Origin of the sequence: Mycolicibacterium sp. TUM20985 (genome assembly GCF_030295745.1) — a bacterium.
Classification (GTDB): domain Bacteria; phylum Actinomycetota; class Actinomycetes; order Mycobacteriales; family Mycobacteriaceae; genus Mycobacterium.
The window spans coordinates 3,898,805-3,919,476 of sequence record NZ_AP027291.1; the positions used below are offsets into that span (position 1 = coordinate 3,898,805).

At 68.6% G+C, this 20,672-nt stretch carries 16 protein-coding genes; 2 read left to right on the forward strand and 14 right to left on the reverse strand.

The annotated features are described in order from the left end of the window. Positions 1 to 45: 45 nt before the first annotated feature. Positions 46 to 1,281, reverse strand: coding sequence for a phosphoserine phosphatase SerB (gene serB, locus QUE68_RS19115; RefSeq protein ID WP_284227772.1), 1,236 nt, complete (start codon positions 1,279 to 1,281; stop codon positions 46 to 48). A gap of 19 nt (positions 1,282 to 1,300) precedes the next feature. Next, positions 1,301 to 3,046, reverse strand: a complete 1,746-nt coding sequence (ctaD, locus tag QUE68_RS19120; RefSeq protein ID WP_284227774.1) for an aa3-type cytochrome oxidase subunit I — start codon at positions 3,044 to 3,046, stop codon at positions 1,301 to 1,303. A gap of 186 nt (positions 3,047 to 3,232) precedes the next feature. On the opposite strand from ctaD, the gene QUE68_RS19125 reads away from it, so the two are divergent. Then, positions 3,233 to 4,300, forward strand: a complete 1,068-nt coding sequence (locus QUE68_RS19125) for an iron-siderophore ABC transporter substrate-binding protein (protein ID WP_284236196.1) — start codon at positions 3,233 to 3,235, stop codon at positions 4,298 to 4,300. An 8-nt stretch (positions 4,301 to 4,308) separates the two neighbouring features. Here the strand turns inward: QUE68_RS19125 and QUE68_RS19130 are convergent, their stop codons facing one another. Genes QUE68_RS19130 through QUE68_RS19165 form a run of 8 tightly spaced genes read right to left on the reverse strand, consistent with a single transcriptional unit; the run spans position 4,309 to position 12,820 of the window. Next, on the reverse strand, positions 4,309 to 5,346 hold the full coding sequence (locus QUE68_RS19130; protein ID WP_284235648.1) for an isopenicillin N synthase family dioxygenase: 1,038 nt from the start codon (positions 5,344 to 5,346) through the stop codon (positions 4,309 to 4,311). Beyond that, entirely contained in the window at positions 5,343 to 5,861 is a 519-nt protein-coding gene (locus QUE68_RS19135; RefSeq protein ID WP_284235647.1) for a hypothetical protein, read from the reverse strand. Before QUE68_RS19135 ends, QUE68_RS19130 begins: the two co-directional genes overlap by 4 nt. A gap of 12 nt (positions 5,862 to 5,873) precedes the next feature. After that, positions 5,874 to 6,710 (reverse strand): N-acyl homoserine lactonase family protein, encoded by an 837-nt coding sequence (locus tag QUE68_RS19140; protein WP_284235646.1) that lies wholly within the window; start codon positions 6,708 to 6,710, stop codon positions 5,874 to 5,876. Then, positions 6,710 to 8,290: an ABC transporter substrate-binding protein gene (locus QUE68_RS19145; RefSeq protein ID WP_284235645.1), complete on the reverse strand. Its 1,581-nt coding sequence runs from the start codon at positions 8,288 to 8,290 to the stop codon at positions 6,710 to 6,712. The genes QUE68_RS19140 and QUE68_RS19145 overlap by 1 nt, the downstream gene beginning before the upstream one ends. Continuing rightward, the gene (locus tag QUE68_RS19150) at positions 8,287 to 8,922 is read right to left on the reverse strand and encodes a cysteine hydrolase family protein (protein ID WP_284235644.1); all 636 of its coding nucleotides are present in this window, start codon (positions 8,920 to 8,922) and stop codon (positions 8,287 to 8,289) included. Before QUE68_RS19150 ends, QUE68_RS19145 begins: the two co-directional genes overlap by 4 nt. Before the next feature lies 1 nt (position 8,923). Continuing rightward, complete coding sequence (locus QUE68_RS19155; protein WP_284227781.1) at positions 8,924 to 9,928, reverse strand: ABC transporter permease; 1,005 nt, start codon at positions 9,926 to 9,928, stop codon at positions 8,924 to 8,926. A gap of 7 nt (positions 9,929 to 9,935) precedes the next feature. Continuing rightward, entirely contained in the window at positions 9,936 to 10,811 is an 876-nt protein-coding gene (locus QUE68_RS19160) for an ABC transporter permease (RefSeq protein WP_286274260.1), read from the reverse strand. Further along, a complete protein-coding gene (locus QUE68_RS19165) occupies positions 10,811 to 12,820 on the reverse strand; it encodes a dipeptide ABC transporter ATP-binding protein (RefSeq protein WP_284235642.1) in 2,010 nt (669 codons plus the stop codon). The genes QUE68_RS19160 and QUE68_RS19165 overlap by 1 nt, the downstream gene beginning before the upstream one ends. 222 nt (positions 12,821 to 13,042) lie before the next feature. Here QUE68_RS19165 and QUE68_RS19170 point away from each other — a divergent pair, with 222 nt between their 5' ends. Next, the gene (locus tag QUE68_RS19170) at positions 13,043 to 13,741 is read left to right on the forward strand and encodes a TetR/AcrR family transcriptional regulator (RefSeq protein ID WP_284235641.1); all 699 of its coding nucleotides are present in this window, start codon (positions 13,043 to 13,045) and stop codon (positions 13,739 to 13,741) included. On the opposite strand, the gene atzF is transcribed toward QUE68_RS19170, so the two are convergent. From atzF to QUE68_RS19190, 4 genes are read right to left on the reverse strand one after another with little or no spacing between them, the layout of a single operon-like run. Further along, entirely contained in the window at positions 13,702 to 15,477 is a 1,776-nt protein-coding gene (gene atzF / locus QUE68_RS19175; RefSeq protein WP_284235640.1) for an allophanate hydrolase, read from the reverse strand. The two genes, QUE68_RS19170 and atzF, sit on opposite strands and share 40 nt — an antisense overlap. Continuing rightward, positions 15,474 to 19,133 carry an urea carboxylase gene (uca, locus tag QUE68_RS19180; RefSeq protein ID WP_284235639.1) on the reverse strand — a complete coding sequence of 1,220 codons (3,660 nt, stop codon included), beginning with the start codon at positions 19,131 to 19,133 and terminating at the stop codon, positions 15,474 to 15,476. Before uca ends, atzF begins: the two co-directional genes overlap by 4 nt. Further along, positions 19,130 to 19,783: an urea amidolyase associated protein UAAP2 gene (locus QUE68_RS19185; RefSeq protein ID WP_284235638.1), complete on the reverse strand. Its 654-nt coding sequence runs from the start codon at positions 19,781 to 19,783 to the stop codon at positions 19,130 to 19,132. The genes uca and QUE68_RS19185 overlap by 4 nt, the downstream gene beginning before the upstream one ends. Beyond that, entirely contained in the window at positions 19,780 to 20,661 is an 882-nt protein-coding gene (locus QUE68_RS19190; protein WP_284235637.1) for an urea amidolyase associated protein UAAP1, read from the reverse strand. Before QUE68_RS19190 ends, QUE68_RS19185 begins: the two co-directional genes overlap by 4 nt. Positions 20,662 to 20,672: the final 11 nt, after the last annotated feature.

Here is a 20,672-nt window from a genome sequence, read left to right on the forward strand (position 1 = left end):
CGGCCCTGAAAGTGTCCAAACGAGGGCCATTTGCGTCTGCTCGCGCTACGAGCCGTCGGGGATGTCGACCCGGCGCAGCATTCCGTCGACCGCGTCGGCGGCCTCGATCTCGCCACGCGTCACCCCGAGGATGAACAGCACAGTGTCCAGGTAGGGATGGCTCAGTGAGGCGTCGGCGACCTCGCGCAGCGCGGGTTTGGCGTTGAACGCGACGCCCAGTCCCGCCGCGGCGAGCATGTCGATGTCGTTGGCGCCGTCACCCACGGCGACGGTCTGATCCATCGGCACCCCGGCCTGCTGGGCGAAGTCCCTGAGCGCCTTGGCCTTACCCGGGCGGTCGACGACGTTGCCGATGACGCGGCCGGTCAGCTTCCCGTCGGCGATCTCCAGCTCGTTGGCGGCCACGAAGTCCATCATGAGCTCGTGCGCGAGCGGTTCGATCACCTGCCGGAAGCCGCCGGAGACGATCCCGCAGTGAAAGCCGAGGCGGCGCAACGTCCGAATGGTCGTCCGCGCCCCCGGCGTCAGCTCGATCTGGTCGGCGACCTCGTCGAGGACGCTCGCGGGCAACCCGGCCAACGTGGCTACCCGCTTGTGCAGGGACTCGGCGAAGTCCAGTTCACCGCGCATGGCGGCTTCGGTGACCTCGGCGACGGCGGCGAGCGCACCGGCCCGCTCGGCCAGCATCTCGATGACCTCACCCTGAATCAGGGTCGAGTCGACGTCGAACACGATGAGCCGCTTGGCCCGTCGCGACAGGCTGTAGTCCTCGAGCGCGATGTCGACGCCCTCGGCGACGGCGACCCGCGCCATCGCCGTCTGCAGCTGACCGTAGGCGCCACCCGGCGGGACCGAGACCCTCATCTCGAGCCCCGTCACCGGGTAGTCGGACACGCCGCGAATGGTGTCGATGTTGACGCCCAGCGTCGCCGCCTCCCGCGCCACCACCCCGAACGCCTCGGCCGTGATGGGACGGCCGAGCACGACGATGGTGTGGGTGGACGGCTCGCGCAACACCGGCATGTCGTCACTGCGTTCGATCGTGACGTCGAGCCCGACGCCATGGATCGCGGCGGTGACCTCGTCGCGAAGCCCGGAGCCCGCGACGTCACCGGGACCGGCCACCAGGACCGCGAGGGTCAGGCGGCCGCGGACGACGACCTGTTCGACGTTGAGGAGCTCGACCTCGTGCTTGGCCAGGACCTCGAACAGGGCCGACGTCACACCCGGTTGATCCACTCCGGTGACGGTGATGAGCACCGACACCCGCGACGTATTCACGCCCGTGAGCCGCCGATCGTCAGCTGCGGACCTTGACGTCGTCGGCCTCGGTGACGTCGCCGCCGGACGGGTGCGGACCGCCGCCGATGTGCGCCTCGGCACGCATGCGTTCCACCATGTGCGGGTAGTGCAGCTCGAAAGCCGGCCGTTCCGAACGGATTCGGGGCAGCTCGGTGAAGTTGTGCCGCGGCGGCGGGCAACTAGTGGCCCATTCCAGCGAGTTGCCGTAACCCCACGGATCGTCCACTACCACCGGCTCGCCGTAGCGCCAGCTCTTGAACACGTTCCACACGAACGGGATCGTCGAGATGCCCAAGATGAACGCACCGATCGTCGAGACGACGTTCAGCGTGGTGAAGCCGTCGGTCGGCAGGTAGTCCGCGTAGCGACGCGGCATGCCCTCGTTGCCGACCCAGTGCTGCACCAGGAACGTGGTGTGGAACCCGATGAACGTCAGCCAGAAGTGCACCTTGCCCAGGCGTTCGTCCAGCAACCGGCCGGTCATCTTCGGGAACCAGAAGTAGATGCCCGCATAGGTGGCGAACACGATCGTGCCGAACAGCACGTAGTGGAAGTGCGCGATCACGAAGTAGGAGTCGGTGACGTGGAAGTCCAACGGCGGGCTGGCCAACAGCACCCCCGACAGGCCGCCGAGCAGGAACGTGACCAGGAAGCCCACCGAGAACAGCATCGGTGTCTCGAAGGTCAACTGGCCCTTCCACATGGTGCCGACCCAGTTGAAGAACTTGATCCCGGTGGGCACCGCGATCAGGAACGTCATGAACGAGAAGAACGGCAGCAGAACGGCTCCCGTGGCGTACATGTGGTGCGCCCACACCGCCACCGACAGCGCGGCGATCGAGATGGTGGCGTAGATCAGCGTGGTGTAGCCGAAGATCGGCTTGCGGCTGAACACCGGGAAGATCTCCGAGACGATGCCGAAGAACGGCAGCGCGATGATGTACACCTCGGGGTGGCCGAAGAACCAGAACAGGTGCTGCCACAGCAACACACCGCCGTTCGCCGGATCGTAGATGTGAGCGCCGAGGTGGCGGTCGGCGGCAAGGCCGAACAGCGCCGCGGTCAGCAGCGGGAACGCCAGCAGCACCAAGATCGAGGTCACCAGGATGTTCCAGGTGAAGATCGGCATCCGGAACATCGTCATGCCGGGCGCGCGCATGCAGACCACCGTGGTGATCATGTTGACGCCACCGAGGATGGTGCCCAGACCACCGACGGCCAGCCCCATGATCCAGAGGTCACCACCTGCGCCGGGCGAGTGGATCGCGTCGGTCAGCGGCGAGTACGCGGTCCAGCCGAAGTCGGCCGCACCGCCGGGGGTGATGAAACCGCCGATCGCGATCAGCGCACCGAACAGGAACAGCCAGAACGAGAACGCGTTCAGTCGCGGGAACGCCACGTCGGGCGCGCCGATCTGCAGTGGCAGCACCAGGTTCGCGAAGCCGAACACGATGGGCGTCGCGTAGAACAGCAGCATCACCGTGCCGTGCATGGTGAACAACTGGTTGTACTGCTCGTTGGACAGGAACTGCAGACCCGGAAGGGAAAGCTCGGCGCGCATGAAGAGCGCCATCAGGCCGCCGATGAAGAAGAAGACGAAGCAGGCGACGCAGTACATGATGCCGATCAACTTGTGATCGGTGGTGGTCACCAGCTTGTAGATCAGGTTGCCCTTCGGGCCCATCCGTGCCGGAAATGGGCGGCGGGCCTCGAGTTCTCCGATTGGGGGCGCTTCGGCTACCAACTGGTCCTCCAAAAAGTTGACGGGAGTACCCCGCGGTTTCGTCTCGAATCTTATCCCGTGTCGGACAGTCAAGTGCCATGGGTCCTACAAACCGTCGTATTTGGTAATAAGTAACGGCTGACGACGCCACGGACAGCGATTGCTAACCTCTGCGACGTGCCGAATCACAGCTCGCGGAGGGGTCTGATGGCCGCGACGGCCGTGTTGGTGGCGACCCTCGCCACGGGGTGCGGCGGGTCCACCGAGCCGACCGGCAGCGGCGATCCGGCGCAATCGGTGGTCACCAGCACCACGAAGATCGCCGGTGCCGGGGTGCTGGGCAATCAGCGGCGGCCCGACGACTCCTGCGCCCCCGATCCCGCACCGCTCGACCCCGGTCCGCCGGACGACGCGCCGACGCGGGAGGTCCGCCACGCCGCGGGCACCACCGCGGTGGCCGTGGACCCGCAACGCCTCGCCGTGCTCTCGGGTGACCAGCTCGACGCACTGTGCGCGCTCGGACTGCAATCCCGCATCGTGGCCGCCGCGCTGCCGGACGGGTCCTCCGATCAGCCGTCGTACCTAGGGACCACCGTGCACGACGCGCCGACCGCGGGTAGCCGCAGTGCCCCCGACATCGACGCGATCAGGGCCGCCGACCCCGATTTGATCCTCGGGTCCGAGGCGCTGACCCCCGAGGCCTACGGCGAGCTGTCGACGATCGCCCCGACCGTGTTCACCGGTCCCCCGGGTCCGGCCTGGCAGGACACGTTGCGGACGGTGGGTGCGGCCACAGGCCGGTTCGACGCCGCCAATCAGCTGATCGACGGGTTCGAGCAGGCCGCCGACAAGACCGGCGCCGACAACGACGCCACCCACTACCAGGTGTCGGTGGTGCAGGTGACGGACGACACGCTGAAGATCTTCGGCACGGACGACTTCCCCGCGAGCGTGCTGGCCGCGGTCGGCGTGGACCGCCCCGCCACGCAACGGTTCAAGGACAAGCCCTACGTCGAGGTCAGCACGTCGGAGGTGTCGAAGTCGACGGACTTCTCCGCGGCCGACGGTGACATCGTGTACTTGTCGTTCGCCTCACCCGCCGCCAAGGACCGCGCCGCCGACGTCTTGGAGAGCGACGCCTGGAAGAAGCTGTCCGCGGTGCGGGACAACCGGGTGTTCGTGGTCAATGACGAGGTGTGGCAGACGGGCGAGGGCATCGTGGCGGCGCGCGGCATCCTCGACGACCTTCGATTCGTCAACGCGCCCATCAACTGACGCCGGAGCTATTCGACGCCCTGCAGCGCCTGCTGGCCGAACTGGTTGAGCCCCAACGATCCCTCGGGCAGGACCAACTCTCCGCTGTCGATGCGGCGGCGGAGGTACGCGAAACTCTGTGCGGTCTGGGCGAACAGGTGCTCCCCGGCCCGCAGGGCGGAACGGTCGGGGCCGTCGGGCGAGCTGAACTGGGGCAGCGGCTTGACCTCGGTGTCGTAGTCGACGTTGAAGAACAGCGGAAATGAGTAGCGCTCCTCGACGACCTTGCGGACGCGGTGGCTGGTGGCGACGAACGCGCCGTTGGTCCACAGCTCCAGGAGATCCCCGATGTTGACGACGAAGGTCCCCGGCACGGGTGGCACGTCGATCCACTCCCCCGCGCCGTTGAGCACCTCGAGACCCGGCGCGGTCGGCTTCAGCAGCGTGAAGCACTCGTAGTCGGTGTGCGCTCCGATGCCCAGCCCGTCACGGGCGTCGGGGTTGTACGGGTAGTGGACCAGCCGCAGCTGGCTGGGCGTCTTGGTGGCATGCCTGCTGAAGACGTCCGGATCCTCCCCGAGCGCGACGGCGAACGCCCGCAGCAGGAGTTGTCCGACCTCGAGAACCGCGTCGTAGTAAGCCGTGACGGCCTCGGCGAAGCCGGGGAGGTCCGGCCAGGTGTTGGGGCCGAGCATCGGGTTGCCCGCGACGTAGTCGGGATCGTCGGCGGGAAGATCCAGCGCGGTGTCGAACGCCTCCTTCAGATCTGGAACGCCGTTCTCCACTCCCTCTTCACCGACCGGCACGTACCCGCGGTGACATTGGGACATGCCGATGTAGCTTCTCATCTTCTCCTCGACCGGCAGCGAGAAGAACTCCTTCGTGGCGGCCAGCATCAGGTCGAACCGCGACTCGTCGATCCCGGACCCGCTGATGTAGAGGAAACCCACTTCGCGGGCGGCGGTGCCGATCTCGGCGGCCACTCGCTCGCGTTCGGCGGGGTCGGGTGAGCGCAGTCCTCCGATGTCGACGATCGGCACCGAGGTGAATGACGTCGTCCCGGTCATGTCTGTACGTCTCCTTCGCTACGTTCGATCGCCCAGCGTGCGCCGTTCGCGTGAATCTCGTTGTCCGACATCGTGACCCCGAGCGCTTCCCACTCGTGGCCGTCCAGCCGCCCGATCACGACGGCACCTCCACCCGCCCAGCCGAACTGGTCGCCGACGCGCAGGAGCAAGCCGTCGGCGCCATCGGGTCCGCGCAGGAAGGCCGCACTGCACGGGCCCAGCGATCCCGCGTCGCGGACCCAGTGCTCGGCGTATTCGGCGTGTACCCCCGTCTCGACGAGGACGTCACCGTCCCACATCATCGACCCGGCGTCGGGAAACGGGCCCGGGGGTTCTAGGTCGACGTCGCGCTGCCACTCGAAGACGTTGCCGCTCTGGTGAAGTCGTCCGGCGAAGCCGCGCGAGTCGACGTAGGCGGTAAGGCCCTGCAGCCACAGCACACCCGGCTCGGCGTGGCGTGCTCCGTCGGCATCGATCAGCAGGGTGCGTCGCCACAGCCCGGTGCACTCTCCCATCAGCACGTCCATCTAGCTGCTGACCGGACCGAAGCGCTCGTGGAAGTGGGTGGTCAGCTCCGGCCACACGTGGGGATCGTGACCGGGAATCAACGGATAACCCTTCTTCGCGGCAAGCTCCTTGAGCCGTCGGATCGGTTCGATGGTCTCCTCGGGTTCGACGTCGATGAAGCCACCGATGGCCAGTTCGTCGTCGATGTTCTCGGTGAGGTCGGCCGCATCGAACGCGAATACGAATCCGTCACCGCCACTGGCCTCGTCGAGTTCCACGACGAAGCTCTGATGCCCGGGTGTGTGGCCGTATGTCGGGACGGCCGTGATCCCCGGCGCGATCTCGACCTCTCCGTCGGCGAGGTGCCAGTCGATGTTGGGATCGTCGAAGTCCACCCGGAAGATCGAATGCCCCTCGGGCACTGGGTGATTCGATAGCCCGTACTCCAGCTCCCGACGCTGCGCGTGGACGGGCACCTTGCCGGCGAACAGTTTCAACCCGCCCGCATGGTCCACGTGCAGATGCGACAGCGCCACCAGATGGATGTCGTCGATGTCGATGCCGATCTCGAACAGCGACTCCTCGATGGGCTCACCCGGGCCCGGCAGCAACGGCTGATACTCCATCGAGGGGAAGTACCGCCGCCGCAACGCCGGGTCGCGGATGAGCGCGGTGTTGAACCCGGTGTCGATCAGAACCCAGCCACCGTCGGTCTGCAGCAGCACACCCGGCACCGGGCAGCGGAAGCGTTCCTCCGGCGGCGAACCGTACACCGACACCGACTTGGGCAGATCCTCCCAACCGAGGGTGAACAGGACGATCCTGCGGACGCCACTCTTGCGTGCCAGTCCCGTCATCAGCCCACCGACAGTGCGGCCAGCCGAAGCGAGTTCGGGTTGGTCACGACGTGCGCCTGCTCGACACCCTTGAGCCACGGCTGCGCGACCATGAAGTCGTTGACGTCGGCGATGTTCAGCCAGCAGCCGGTATTGACGGCTTCGAGGCCGGCTTGGGAGAACGCGTCCGGCGAACCGTCCGGTAGGCCCTTGGCGAGCGCGTCGGTCACCGGGGGCGCGGAGCAGCCCAGGTAGTTCAGTCCGCCGCTGGCATCCCACGAGATGTGCCCCCAAGTGTACGGCGAGGGTGCGTCCGGCCACGCCAGAGCCGTGAAGATCTCCGGCGCGGACTGCCCGTCGGTGCCGATCCAGCCGTAGATCTCCGACGTCGGATACGCCTGCACCTTGGCGGTCAAGCCCGCCGCCGCGAGCTGGGTCTGGATCAGGTTGCTCACCAACTGGTTGTCGGGGTTGCTCGAGTCATATCCGATGGTGACGTTCTTCTGGTCGGCGGGCAGGCTGCCCGCGAGCGTCGTCAGAACCGAGGGATCATGCGACACGGACTGTTTCGCGAACTGCTCGGCCATCATGTTGGGCGGGTAGATCTGCGGCGCGACCTCGCCACGGCCGAAGTAGGTCTGCTTGACCAACTCGTCGACGTTGATCGCCTGCAGCACGGCCGTCCGGTTCTTCGCATCCGTCATCATTCCCTTGTGGGGATTGACGTACAGGTAGTTCGACATCATGGTCGGCAGTGAGTAGTTCGCGAACGCCTTGTCGTCGAGGTACGACTGCACGGCAGAGGACGGCAGGTCGTGCAGGATCGAGGCGATCTGGCCGTTGTTGAACTGCAGCTGTTGCGCCGAGACGTCGGTGACGACCGGGATCTCCACCTTCTCGAAGTACGGCTTGGGACCCCAGTAGTCCTTGAATGCCTCGAGCGCGTAACGGGATCCGACCTCGGCGGCCGTCAGCGTGAACGGCCCGGTACCCAGGTCGTGGTTGGTCAGGTATTCCTGCGCGTTGTCCGTGCCCCCGTTCTTGGCCAGTCCCTCGGGACTGAGCATCCGCGGTCCGTACGGGCAGGCGAGGTAGTCCAGGAACGCCGAGTTCGGTGCCTTCAGGGTCACCGTGACGCCGTAGTCACCCTGGGTGGTCACCGAATCGACGTCGGCCACCATGTAGGCGGGTCCCTGGTTGACGGCGAGCCGGCGGTCGAACGACGCCTTGACGGCGGCCGAGGTGAACGGCGTCCCGTCGTGGAACTTCACGCCCTCACGGAGCTTGAACGTGAACACCTTGTTGTCCGGTGACGCGGTCCACTCGGTGGCGAGCAGCGGTTCCAGCTCGACCTTCTCGGTTCCCGCCTTGTACTGCAGCAGGCCCTCGTAGGTGTTGGTGGTCAACAGCAGACCCTGCCCCGCGTAGAACACGTCGGGGTCCGGCGGCTGGCCCGGGTCCTGCAGGAAGGACAGGTGCAGCACCTTGTCGGTCGGTGCGGCGTTCGGCGAGCTGGTGCCCGAATCCGAACCGCCGCAACCACTCAGCGCGAGGACCGCAGCCGCAGCGACGGCCGCCATACAACGGAGTCTGGTGATCATGATGCGGCTCCTTCGAGAACGGGGGTAGGGGTGGCGATCTCGGCGAATGCGGCGAGGATCTCGTCGGTGGTGCGCAGCGCACCGGTCTGCAGGTACTCCATGGCGTCGAGGGCCGCGTCGTGCCGGTACTGCGACGAGCCGCCGACGCAGTCGGTGACGACCCTGACGTAGTAGTCCCGCTGATGGGCGTCGGCGAACGTGTAGTGCACGCACACATCGGTCAGACCACCGACGAGGATCAGCGTGTCGGCCTTCAAACCCCGCAGCACGATGTCGAACTCGGTGCCGATGAACCCGGAGTACCGCCGCTTGACGAGGTGAAATTCACCGGGTTCGGGCCGTAGCGACGGCTCGAGGTCGGTGCCCGGCTGGCCCTCGACGCAGTGCACGCCCTCGGTGCCGTCGAGCTCGCGGCCGAAGTCGACGCCACTGGGCCGGTGCATCTCCTGGAAGAACACGACCGGTACGCCTGCGGCGCGGGCAGCGGCGAGCAGTCGTTCGGCGCGCTCCACGCGTTCGGCGTGGCCCGGCATCACGGGAATGCCCGCCTCGTCGGCCGACATCCCACCGCCTTCTTGCATGTCGACGACGACGAACACCGGATTGCCCACGATGAGTGGCTGTTTCGGCAACCTAACCTCCTGTTGTTGCGATGCGTGGATCGGCGGCGGCCTGCATGAGGTCGACGGCCGTGTTGATGAAGACGTAGAGCGCACCGAGCATCAGCGTGACGCCCGCGATGGCCGGGAAGTCGGCGACGGGGATGCTCTGCGCGATGTACTGGCCGATACCCGGCCAGCCGAACACCTGCTCGACCACCAGGACACCCGAGAACATCAGTCCCACTTGCAGTCCCGTCATCGAGAGCGCGGACCCGACGGAGTTGCGCAGCACGTGGCGGGCCAGGATCTGGCCTTCGGGCAGCCCCTTCGCCCGTGCGGTCCGGGCGTAGTCGCTGTCGATGTCGCCGAGCAGGCTGCTGCGCAACACCCGTCCGATGGCGACCGCGGGACCGATCGCGATGACGAGGGCGGGCAGCACCAGGTGGTGGAAGGCGTCACTCGCCACGTCGGGTCTGCCGTGCAGGAGTCCGTCGACCGTGAGCAGCCCCGTCGGCCCGGTGGGCGGGTTCGCGATGCCGATCCGGCCATTGGCGGGCACCCAGCCCAACTCCTTGTAGAACACGATCAACCCGACGATGCCGAGCAGGAACATGGGCGCCGACGACCCGGTGAAGAGGATGGCCCGCAGTGCCCCCGCACCGCGCCACTTCAGCGTGGTGCTGAACGCCAGCAGCACGGCCAGCACCAACGCGAACGCGAGGCCGTACAGGGCCAGTTCCAACGTGGCCGGGAAGAACGTCGACAGATCCGACGCGACGCCGTGCCGGGTGCGGTAGGACGTGCCGAGATCACCGGTGGCGGCACCGGTCAGGTAGTGCCAGAACTGCACCAGCACAGGCTCGTTCAGGCCCAGCGCCTCACGACGGGCGGCGACCGCCTCGGCCGAGGCCTGCGCCCCCATCTGCGCCTTGACCGGATCCATCGGCGAGATGTGCTGCAGCAGGAACATGACGCCGGTCAGGGCGATCAGGATCGCCGCCATGGCACCGATTCGGGTGGCGATGAATGTCTTCATGGTCTGCCTAGCTCGTCTTCATCAGGTTGCGCAGGCTGTCACCCGCGATGTTTCCGATCAGTGCCAGCACCAGTACGCCCAGGCCGGGCATGACCGGAATCCACCACTGCTGCAGGAAGTAACTGAGATTGCGTGCGGAATCGGCGCCGAGTTCCGCGGCGGGCGCCGACTGGCCGAGACCGAGGAAGGACAGCGCCGCGAGGGTGAGGATCAGCGTGCCGATGTCCAGGCTCGCGGCCACCAGCGCGTTCGGCACCGCACCGGGCAGTAGGTGCCGTCCCGCCAGCCGAAAGCGGCTCACCCCGGCCAGTTTCGCCGCCTCGACGTGCGGTCGAGCCGCCAACCGGGCGACCTCACCGCGCACCAGTCGTGCGTAGAACGGCCACCACACGATGGATACCGCGATCAGGGTGTGGACAAAACCCGGCCCCAGGGCGGCCACGACGGCGATCGCCAACACCGGCGCCGGCAACGACAGGAACCCGTCGGTGATGCGCATCAGAACCGAGTCGACCCAGCCCCCGGTCGCGCCGGCGATCAAACCGACCAGCCCGCCGATCAGCAACCCGACGGCGACCACCACCAGCGCCGCGAACCAGCTCGAGCGCACGCCGTAGAGGACACGCGACAAGATGTCCCGGCCGATGCTGTCACTGCCGAGCAGGAAGCCGTTCTTACCGGGCGCCTGCAGGGGCATGCCGACCGGTGTCAAAGGATCGTGTGGCGCCAGAAGCGGTACCGCGATCGCGACCAGCGTGACCACGAAGATCAACGAGAAGCCGGCCCAGTTGAGCACGGTCGAGCGCGACTGCATCGACCACCCCCGACGCTCGCGGCCGCGCACCGGCGACACCGCAGGTGCCTCCGTCGTGGCAATCGCCATCAGACCGCCCTCCTCTCGATGCACGCCACCTGGTGCGGGTTGCCGGGGAAGCCCTCCAGCCGAACGTCGAGTTCGGTGGCGCTGCAGGTGTCGACGGCGATCGAGCACCGCGGGTGGAACGCGCATCCGGTCGGCGGTGACAGTGGGCTGGCGGGTTCGCCTGGTAAGACGGCGGATTCGCGACCCAGGTCGGGAATCGAGTCGACCAACGCCTGCGTGTAGGGGTGCGCCGGGCTTGCGATGACCTGTTCCGCGGGGCCGATCTCGACGATCCGACCGAGATACATCACCGCGATCCGGTCGGCCACCACGCGGGCCACCGACAGGTCGTGGGTCACGAACACCACCGACATGTCCAGGCTGCGCCGCAGATCACCGATCAGGTTCAGCACCGAGGCGGCCAGCGAGACGTCGAGCGCGCTGGTCGGCTCGTCGCACAGCAGGACCGACGGGGGCACCACGGTCGCGCGCGCGAGCGAGACCCGTTGGCGCTGACCGCCGGACAGCTGCCCGGCGCGTGACTTCGCGACTTCCGCGGGTAGGCCTACACGTTCGAGCACCTCAACCACCGCGTCGCGACGGTGGGACCGCGACATGCCAGCGCCGCTCAGCCGCTCGGAGATCAGCTCGCCGACCGACAGCCACGGCGTCAGTGACGCGCCCGCATCCTGGAACACCATCTGCGGACGCTGGCCCGCGATCAGCTCCACCTCGCCGGAGGTCGGCTTCTCCAGACCGGCGATGGCCCGCAGCAGCGTCGATTTGCCCGAGCCACTCTCACCCACCAGCGCCACCGACTCGCCGTGGGCGACGCGCAGCGAGACTCCGCGCAGCGCATGCAGTTTGCCTCCGTTGCCGGAGCGGTCCAGCCATCGTTTGGCCACGTTGAAGGTCTTGGTGACGTCCCGGAGTACGACCGACGCGGGCAGCTCCGGGCCGTCGGCGGGGGTCGGGAAGGGCTCGGCGGTGTTCGTCGACTTGCTGCCGAGGCCGGCGGCGACCTCGTCCATCGGCAGGATGCACGCGCTGGTGCGGTCGGCTGCGACGGCGACGGGATCGGGAGGTGAGATCGTGCACTGCTCGGTGGAGACCGTGCACCGTGGCTCGAACGCGCAGCCGGGGAGGGGTGACACGGCGCTGGGCACCGAGCCGGCGAGCGCGGCCAGTTTGCGGTCCCGCGCGGTGTTCAGCGTGAGGCGTGATCGCAGCAACCCGTGGGTGTACGGGTGCGCGGGGGTACCGAGGACGGCGGCGGTCGGGCCGACTTCGGCGATCCGGCCGGCGTAGAGCACCGCGATGCGATCCGAGATCTGCGCGGCGACCCCGAGGTCGTGGGTGATGAAGACGATGCTGCAACCGATTTCGTCGCGAAGCTTGCGGAGCAGCCGCAACACCTGCGCCTGCACGGTGACGTCGAGGGCCGTCGTGGGTTCGTCGGCGATGATCAGGTCCGGATCGCCCGCAATGGCGATGGCGATCATGACGCGCTGTCGCAAGCCGCCCGAGAGTTCGTGGGGGAACGCCCGCATCCGCCGCTTCGGTTCGGGGATGCCGACGGCGGTGAGCAGTCGCAACGCCTCCTCGTCGCCACCCGCCGCCTCGGCGACCTGCTTCCCGATCCTCATGGTGGGGTTCAGCGAGGTCATGGGGTCCTGGAACACGGCACCAAGGTCGAGCCGACGCACCCGCCGCAGCGCCTTGGCGTCACCGGCGACCATGTCGGAGCCGGCGACCGTGACGGCGCCGTCGATCTTGGCGGCGGCCGGCAGCAGGCCGAGCATGCTGAACCCGAGGACGCTCTTTCCCGAGCCGGATTCACCGACGAGGCCGAGAATCTCTCCCGGCGCGATCTGCAGCGATACTCCGCGCAACGCATGCACGTCGTTGCCGTTGCGGCGGAACGTCACGTACAAGTCGTCGATCGCTCCGACGGGGTCGGCGATCGTCGGCGCGCCGGAGGCGGTGTCGACGTGGGAGATGGCAGCTCCTTCGGAAACGGCGATGCCCATGGGGATGCACTCCTGCGACGTGTCTGGGTCGGCGAGGCGAGCGGCACGTCCGTGAGCCACCCGCCTGTCACTTGACAGTTTTGCGGCGAACCCAGCCCGGTGGGTGTCGCTGGCGTAACCAATTCACGGCATACGTAACCGATGGGTGTCGCGCGTTTCTGTCATGTGACAGATACGACCGGAGATGACCATTTGCGACCCCGCATGGTCCACGATGGGGTCATGCCGCTCGCTCGGGCCGGTCGGCCCCGCCACCACGACCAGAGGCGTCCTGGAGTGACGGCGCGCGACGAGATCCTGGACGCCGCAGGGGAACTGTTCACCACGCTCGGTTATGCGAGCACCTCCACCCGGTCCATCGCCGAATCGGTCGGCATCCGTCAGGCGTCGCTCTACCACTACTTCAAGACCAAGGACGACATCCTCTGCACGCTGCTCGGCCAGACGGTCAGCCCCACGCTGGCGTTCATTCCGACGCTGCTCGGGGCCGATCCTGCCCTCAGCGCGGCCGAGCATCTGCACGCCCTGGCCGCCTTCGATGGCGATCAGCTGCTCGCCGGTCGCTGGAACTTGGGCGCCCTCTACCTGCTGCCCGAGCTCCGCGATGCCCGGCTCGAACCGTTCTGGTCGGACCGGGAACGGCTCCGGCTGCACTATCTTGCGTTGAGCCAGGCGGTCATCGATCAGACCGGCGTCCACGCCGCTGCCGCGGATCTGCCGTTCCGGCTGGTCGAGTCGTTGGTCAACATGTGGTCGGTACCGCCGGGCGATGAACGCGTGGAACTGCCGATCCACGTGGCCGACGCCTGCTTGCGCGTGCTCGGCATTCCCGACCACGAGACCCCTGCCCTGCGCGTGCGGACCAGGCACCGGATCGACCGCTATACCCGTGTCGCATCCGACGAGACGCTTCTCAGGTAGGTCGGCCAGTCGCCGTGCCGGGTGATGTCCTCCCCCGCCCGCCACGCGTCGAGCGCACATCCGAAGCCGACCACCTCGGAACCGTCGGCCAGAACGACGCGTCCCAGTGACATCGGCGCGGGCAACATGGCCAGGAAGTCCCCCAGCATCGCGGTGCCCACCAGCCAGAGCTCGCCACCGATGACGGCGCCGTCCTCGGCCCCGACCCGGACCAGGCCCGGCTTTGGCGGGTTGGTGTCGAGTCGCGCGAGCTGGTACACGGGAGCGGTGAATGCCGTTCCCGCCCAACGGGCTCCACGATCCTCGAGCTGCCACGCCAAGGGCTGCCCCCGCAGATGAGCACCGACGACCAGAAGCGGCGTCGCGCTCGCACCGGCGCGCATCGGCCACGGGGTTGGAATCGATCCCGCGGTGAGCGACGCGGCGCCGGCAAGCGCGACGGACTCCGGCGGTGACGTCACGAGCCGGGCGACGTCGATGGCCACGGCGTCGGCCCCCGATCGCGCGACCACCGACACCCCGAACTGGTCTTCACCGGCGGTGCCCGAGGGAACGGCCACCGCGCACATATCCATCAGGTTGCAGAAGTTGGTGTAGGTGCCCAGCCGGGAGTTGACGCCGACCGGATCCGCGGCGACCTCGACGAGGGTCGGGTGCTCGGTGGTGGTGGGAATCAACAGGGCATCATAGTCGCCGAGCGCCTCGAGGGCGGTCGCCGTGAGCTCGGTGAGGCAGCGCCGATCCTCCAGCAGGCGCGCCGCCGGTATCCCGCCTGCGGCTGAGATGATCCGTCCGACGATGGGATCCACCTCATCGGGATGGGCCTCGACGAATTCGCCAACGGCCTCGTAGCGTTCGGCGACCAGCGCTCCGTCGTAGAGGAGCCGCGCGGCGGCGAGGAACGGGGAGAGGTCGATCTCCTGCAGGACCGCGCCATGGGCTTCGAGGCGGGCGCATGCCAACCGAAACGCCGCCTGCCACCGCGGCGAGAGCGCCGGAAGCACATGTGGGATGGCCACTTTGGGCATTTCTGGCGCAGAGAGCGGCGCGTCGGGCCGGAAGGGTCGGGCACCCCCGCCCATCACGCCCATCGCAGCATCGGCCGTGTCGAGGTCACGCGCGAAGACCGTCACGCAGTCGTAGGACCGGCAGGCCGGGATCACGCCGTCGGTGGGCACGACGCCGTAGGTGGGCTTGATGCCCACGATGCCCTGCAGCGCGGCGGGCACCCGGCCCGAACCCGCGGTGTCCGTTCCGATGGCGATGTCGACCAGGCCCAGCGCGACCGCGACGGCCGACCCCGCACTCGAGCCACCCGAGATGTGTTCTGGTCGGCGCGAATCCCGAACCGCACCATACGGACTGCGAGTGCCGACCAGCCCGGTGGCGAACTGGTCGAGGTTGGTCGCACCGATCACTACCGCGCCGGCGGCACGCAACCGGGCTACCACCTCCGCGTCGTCGGCCGCCGGGGTGGTGGAGTAGGTGGGGCACGCCGCGGTGGTCGGCAGACCCGCCACGTCGACGTTGTTCTTCACCGCGGCCACGAGGCCCGCCAGCGGCAGGTCGACTCCCGCCGCGGTGTCGGCATCGACCAGCTCGGCGTCGGCCAGCGCATCGGCCATGGCGCGCAGGAAGATCCAGATCTCCGGACGCGCGACCGCATCGATCGCGGCATAGGCTGCCCGCACCCGTTCGACGGCCAACACGCGCAATGCTTCTCGCGGCACGGTCATGCCGGCACTCCCCTCACGTCGGGTTGCCGGGACGGCCGATCGCCTGCCCCCACGACGACGAGGGGGGTGCCCGGGTCGACCTGGTTGCCTGCCTCGACGAGAACCTGGGTGATGACACCGTCGGCGGGCGCGGTCACGACGGTCTCCATCTTCATCGCCTCGAGCGCGAGCAGCGGCTGACCGACGACGACGCGGTCGCCCACCGTGACGTCGACCTTCCACACGCTCGACGAAAACGGTGCGTCCACCCGTTGCTCGTCGTCGTCGAGGACCACGTCACTGCTCGTCATGACCACCCGTGACTCGGCCCGTTCGGCCCGGTCGAATTCGCCCGCCGCCGTCCACGCGGCGCGCTCGGCCCCGAACGACGTGGCCTGGGTGGCGCGGAAGGCGGCGATGGAGTCGGCGTTGTCGACCAGGAAGCGCTCGTGCTCGGCCAGGGAGAACGTCCCCGGGGTGATGTCGACCGATCCGCGCCCGGCGGCAATGTCGGCCCGCAGATCCAGTAGCTCCTCGGCCGTGACGGGATACCAGGAGATGCGGTCGAAGAAGCGCAAGAGCCATGGGGTCCCCGGCTCGAAGGGCGCGTCGTGTCGGTACCGGCTCCACACCTGCGTGGTCCTGCCGACGAACTGGTAGCCGCCTGGCCCCTCCATGCCGTAGATGCAGAGGTAGGCACCGCCGATGCCGACCGAGTTCTCGGCCGTCCACGTCCGCGCCGGGTTGTACTTCGTGGTGACGAGGCGGTGCCGCGGATCGAGCGGGGTGGCCACCGGCGCCCCGAGGTAGACGTCCCCGAGCCCGAGTGTCAGGTACTCCGCCGCGAAGACCGTCGCCATGACGTCGTCCTGGGTGGCCAATCCGTTGATCCTGCGAATGAATTCGATGTTGGACGGACACCAGGGGGCGTCGTCGCGGACACCCGAGGTGTAGCGGGCGATCGCTTCGCGGGTCGCCGGATCGTCCCAGCTGAGCGGTAGCCGCACCGACCGGCTCGGTACGACGAGTTCGGAGGTGGCGGGCAGATCGTCCTCGAGCTCGGACAGCATGCCCAGCAGGCGGTCGATCGACAGCACGTCCGGGTCGACGTGCACCTGCAGTGAACGGATACCCGGGGTGAGGTCCAGGATTCCGGGTCGGGCGTCCTCGCGCAGCCGTTCCTCGAGCGCGTGCACCCTGGCGCGCAGCGCGAGGTCGAGCACCATCTCGCCGTACTCGACGAGCACGTTGTCGTCGCCACTGCGACGGTACGTGACGGCGGGGGCACCGGCACCGTCGCGGCGGGCGAGCACGCCGTCGTCACCGTCGCGTGTGCCGCGGCGGACGGTCGGGGTGGACGCCAACCGGGCCGCACCGACCTCGGACCGCGACGGCGCGTCGGCGGCGCGGATCGGCACGAACCGCACGGTGTCACCCGGCCGCAGCTGCCCGAGCTTCCACCGGTCGGCAGCCACCACGGTGACCGGGCAGACGAAGCCACCCAGGCTGGGCCCGTCCGGACCAAGCAGGATGGGGGTGTCACCGGTGAGATCAAGGGCGCCAACGGAATACGCGTTGTCGTGAATGTTGGACGGGTGTAGACCTGCCTCACCGCCGTCGGGCCGGGCCCACGTCGGCCGCGGACCTTCGAGCCGCACGCCCGTACGAGCCGAGTTGAAGTGCACGGAGTAGGACGCGTCGAACAGCGTGTCCATGTCCTCGCGGGTGAAGAACTCCGGGGCGCCGTGCGGTCCCTCGGTGACGGCGAGCTCCCAGGCCGACGGCATCGCGGGTCGGAGGTCGGCCGGGACCGCCCCGGCGGCCGTCGCCGAGGTCCACGGCGCGGCGCGCAGGACGTCGCCGACGACGAGTTGGCGTCCCGCGTGACCGCCGAACCGGCCGAGGGTGAACGTCGAGGCACTGCCGAGGTAGGTCGGCACGTCGAAGCCACCGGCCACCAGCACGTAGGTACGCAAGCCCGCGGTCTCGGCGGGCCCGACGGCCAGCACGCCTCCGGCCGGGACGACGACCGGTTCCCACATCGGTACGGGCGCATCGTCGATCGTGACGAGGCATTCGGCGCCGGTGACGCAGAACGTCGTCGTGTGCGTGACGCGCAGCGCCGGGCCCGACGCGGTGCACTCCAGTCCGGGCGCCCCCTCGGGGTTGCCCAGCGAGCGATTGCCCAGCCGGAACGACAGGTCGTCCATCGGCCCGCTCGGCGGCACGCCGACGTTCCACAGCCCGACCCGTCCAGGCAGGTCCTGCACGGTGGTCTGCAGACCGGGCCGGTCGACCGTGATGCGCGGTCGCGGGTCGACGACGCCGGCGAGGGTGGCGGTGCTGTGCCGGGCAGCGCGCACGTCGTCGAGCGCACACGCGGCGCGCAGCAGCCCGACGTTGACCTCGATGCCGTGCAGCACGGTCGCCTCCAGCGCCCGCCCGAGGCGGTCGAACGCCTCGTCGCGATCGTCGGCGAACGTGATCACCTTGGCCAGCAACGGATCATAGGAGGCCGACACGTCGGTGCCCGCCTCGATCCAGGTGTCCACGCGCGGCGCCGGATCGCCCGCGACCCGACCCGGGAAGTCGACTGCCACCAAGGTGCCGGTGCTCGGACGGTACTCGCGCGAGGGGTCTTCGGCATAGATCCGCGCCTCGACGGCGTGGCCGCGGACCGGCACGGCGCCGGACGCGAGATGGTCTGCCAGCACGTCACCGTCGCCGCGGGCGAGCCGGAACATCCACGCCGCCAGATCGATTCCGGTCACCGCCTCGGTGACGGGATGCTCGACCTGTAGCCGCGCGTTCACTTCGAGGAACGAGGCCTCCTCCCGCCGCGGGTCGTAGACGAACTCGACCGTCCCCGCAGACCGGTAGGCGAGCGACGCGGCCAGTGCCCGTGACGACGAATGCAGGTGCGCACGAATGGCTTCCGGTAGCGCCGGCGCCGGGGCCTCTTCGATCACCTTCTGGTTGCGGCGCTGCAGGGAGCAGTCCCGGTCACCGAGCGAGACCACGCGTCCGGTGCCGTCGCCGAAGATCTGCACCTCGACGTGACGCGCCTCGTCGACGAAGCGTTCGACGAACACGCCCGCGGAACCGAAACTCCGCTCGGCCAACCGGGAGACGCGGGCGAAGGCCGACTGAAGGTCGTCGGCATCCCGGCAGACCTGCATGCCGATGCCGCCACCACCACCGGTTGCCTTGAGCATCACGGGGTAGCCGATCTCCTCGGCCGCGGCCTCGGCCGTCACGGCGTCGTCGAGCAGGTCGGACCCGGGGAAGACGGGCACCCCGGCCGCCCTGGCCGCGGCGCGTGCGGTGTGCTTGGTGCCGAACACGCGCAGCTGATGCGGTGTCGGGCCCACGAACACCAGGCCGGCCGCTTCCACGGCGGACGCGAATTCCGCGTCCTCGGAGAGGAATCCGTATCCCGGGTGCACCATGGCGGCGTCAGTCGCGGAAGCCGCCTCGAGGATCGCGTCGCCCCGCAGGTAGCTCTCGCTCGGCGCGGCGGGCCCCAGTCGCACGGCCTGGTCGGCGAGGCGCACGTGGGGTGCGCCTCGATCGGCGTCGGAGAACACCGCGACCGTGCGCAGGCCGAGCTGCCGCGCGGACCGAATCAGGCGAACGGCGATCTCGCCACGGTTGGCGACCAGGACGCTGTCCGTCACGCGATCTCACTGGGGCGGGTGACGATCATCTGGACCGGTGTCGGATCGAAGGCGTTGCACGGGTTGTTGATCTGCGGGCAGTTGGAGACCAGCACGAGGGTGTCGACCTCCGCACGCAGGGCAACCCGCTTGCCCGGCGCCGACAGCCCGTCGACGATTCCGAGTGCGCCGTCGGGATCGACCGGCACGTTCATGAACCAGTTGATGTTGCTCGCCAGGTCCCTGGCGCCCAGACCGTGGCGGGCGCCCTCGAGCAGGAAGTTCTCCATGCAGCCGTGTTGAGCTCGCGTGTGCTGGCCGTAGCGCAAGGTGTTGGACTCCTTGGAGCAGGCACCGCCGAGGGTGTCGTGCACGCCGACCTCGTCGCCGACCACCGTCATCAGGGCGGTTCCGGTGTCGGCCCGCAGTACGGATCCGGTCGTCAGCACGATCCGGCCCTGGCGCGCAATGGTTTCCGACGCCGAATAGCGGACGGTGGTGTCGCCGGCCGCATAGAGCAGGCAGTCGACCGCCTGATTACCCGCGAGGTCCACGATCGTCAGCACGTCCCCGGCGGCCACCACCGCCGACCACGCGGCCCGCGCGGCCACGGTCTGATCGAGGACGACGCGACCGGGCACCAGGGCGTCGTGGCGTACCGGGGTGCTCACGAGACTCCTCTGGCGATCAGATCGGCGTCGGTGTTGGCGACCGCTTGGCGGTGTTCGGGGTGCAGGGGACCCACCAGCTCACCGGCCACCAGCAGGTCGAGCTCACCGGGCGCGGGCCACGCGTGGATCCGCAGCGGTGAACACGTGAACTCGGGCCGTGGGTCGAGCGGATGGGCCGTGTTCGCCACCGCGACGATGGCGTCGACGTGCAGCAGCAGGTCGACGCTCGTGCCGGGACCCGCCGACCCCTGCCATTGGAGCGTCCCGTCGGCCGCCACCCGAACCGCCTTGAAGAAGGACGGCGACGGGGGCAGGTCACGCGGGCCGAGGCCGTTCTTCAACGCGGCGAGCAACAACAGTTCGCGCCCGGCGGGTGACGCCGACTCCGGTGCGCCGGCGCCGTAGCGGGTCTCGTTCCCGACGCGGGTCGTGGTGCCGGTCAATGCATCGTGGGCCGATGAGGTGTCGGCGACCACGGTGGCCAGGACGCGTCCGAACCCGCTGAGCAGCGGATGTCCGACACCGAGATAGGCCTGCCACGGCACCTTCACGGTATCGGCGACGTTGAGGCGTTCGTGGGGTCCGTCGGCGCGGTACAGCAGAACGTGTGCGCACGCGTCACCGTCGAGATCGGTCAACCGGACCCGTGTCCCCCGCGCCAGTACAGCCGTCGTATATCCGCCTGCCGCAACGTGTTCCGACCAGACTAGACTGTCGAGCGGTACCCCGTCGGGAGCCGTCGGACTGCTCGAGGCCGGGACGTGACGCATGGCTTCGGCGGTCCGCCCGTGCTGCGCCCGCGCGTGTGCCCTCGCCCCCGCGGTAGTGGCGGTGCCCGCCGGGTCGGCGCGGTGCGAGTCGCGCTGTTCGCTCGTCACTGCATGCTCCA

Coding starts and splice junctions, on each gene's coding strand:
- QUE68_RS19140 (WP_284235646.1), bottom strand. CDS start 6,710: ATGACGGGACTGGCACGCAAGAGTGGCGTCCGCAGGATCGTCCTGTTC.
- QUE68_RS19125 (WP_284236196.1), top strand. CDS start 3,233: ATGGCCGCGACGGCCGTGTTGGTGGCGACCCTCGCCACGGGGTGCGGC.
- atzF (WP_284235640.1), bottom strand. CDS start 15,477: ATGACCGTGCCGCGAGAAGCATTGCGCGTGTTGGCCGTCGAACGGGTG.
- QUE68_RS19135 (WP_284235647.1), bottom strand. CDS start 5,861: ATGGGAGAGTGCACCGGGCTGTGGCGACGCACCCTGCTGATCGATGCC.
- QUE68_RS19130 (WP_284235648.1), bottom strand. CDS start 5,346: ATGACCGGGACGACGTCATTCACCTCGGTGCCGATCGTCGACATCGGA.
- QUE68_RS19145 (WP_284235645.1), bottom strand. CDS start 8,290: ATGATCACCAGACTCCGTTGTATGGCGGCCGTCGCTGCGGCTGCGGTC.
- QUE68_RS19165 (WP_284235642.1), bottom strand. CDS start 12,820: ATGGGCATCGCCGTTTCCGAAGGAGCTGCCATCTCCCACGTCGACACC.
- QUE68_RS19170 (WP_284235641.1), top strand. CDS start 13,043: ATGCCGCTCGCTCGGGCCGGTCGGCCCCGCCACCACGACCAGAGGCGT.
- QUE68_RS19155 (WP_284227781.1), bottom strand. CDS start 9,928: ATGAAGACATTCATCGCCACCCGAATCGGTGCCATGGCGGCGATCCTG.
- QUE68_RS19160 (WP_286274260.1), bottom strand. CDS start 10,811: ATGGCGATTGCCACGACGGAGGCACCTGCGGTGTCGCCGGTGCGCGGC.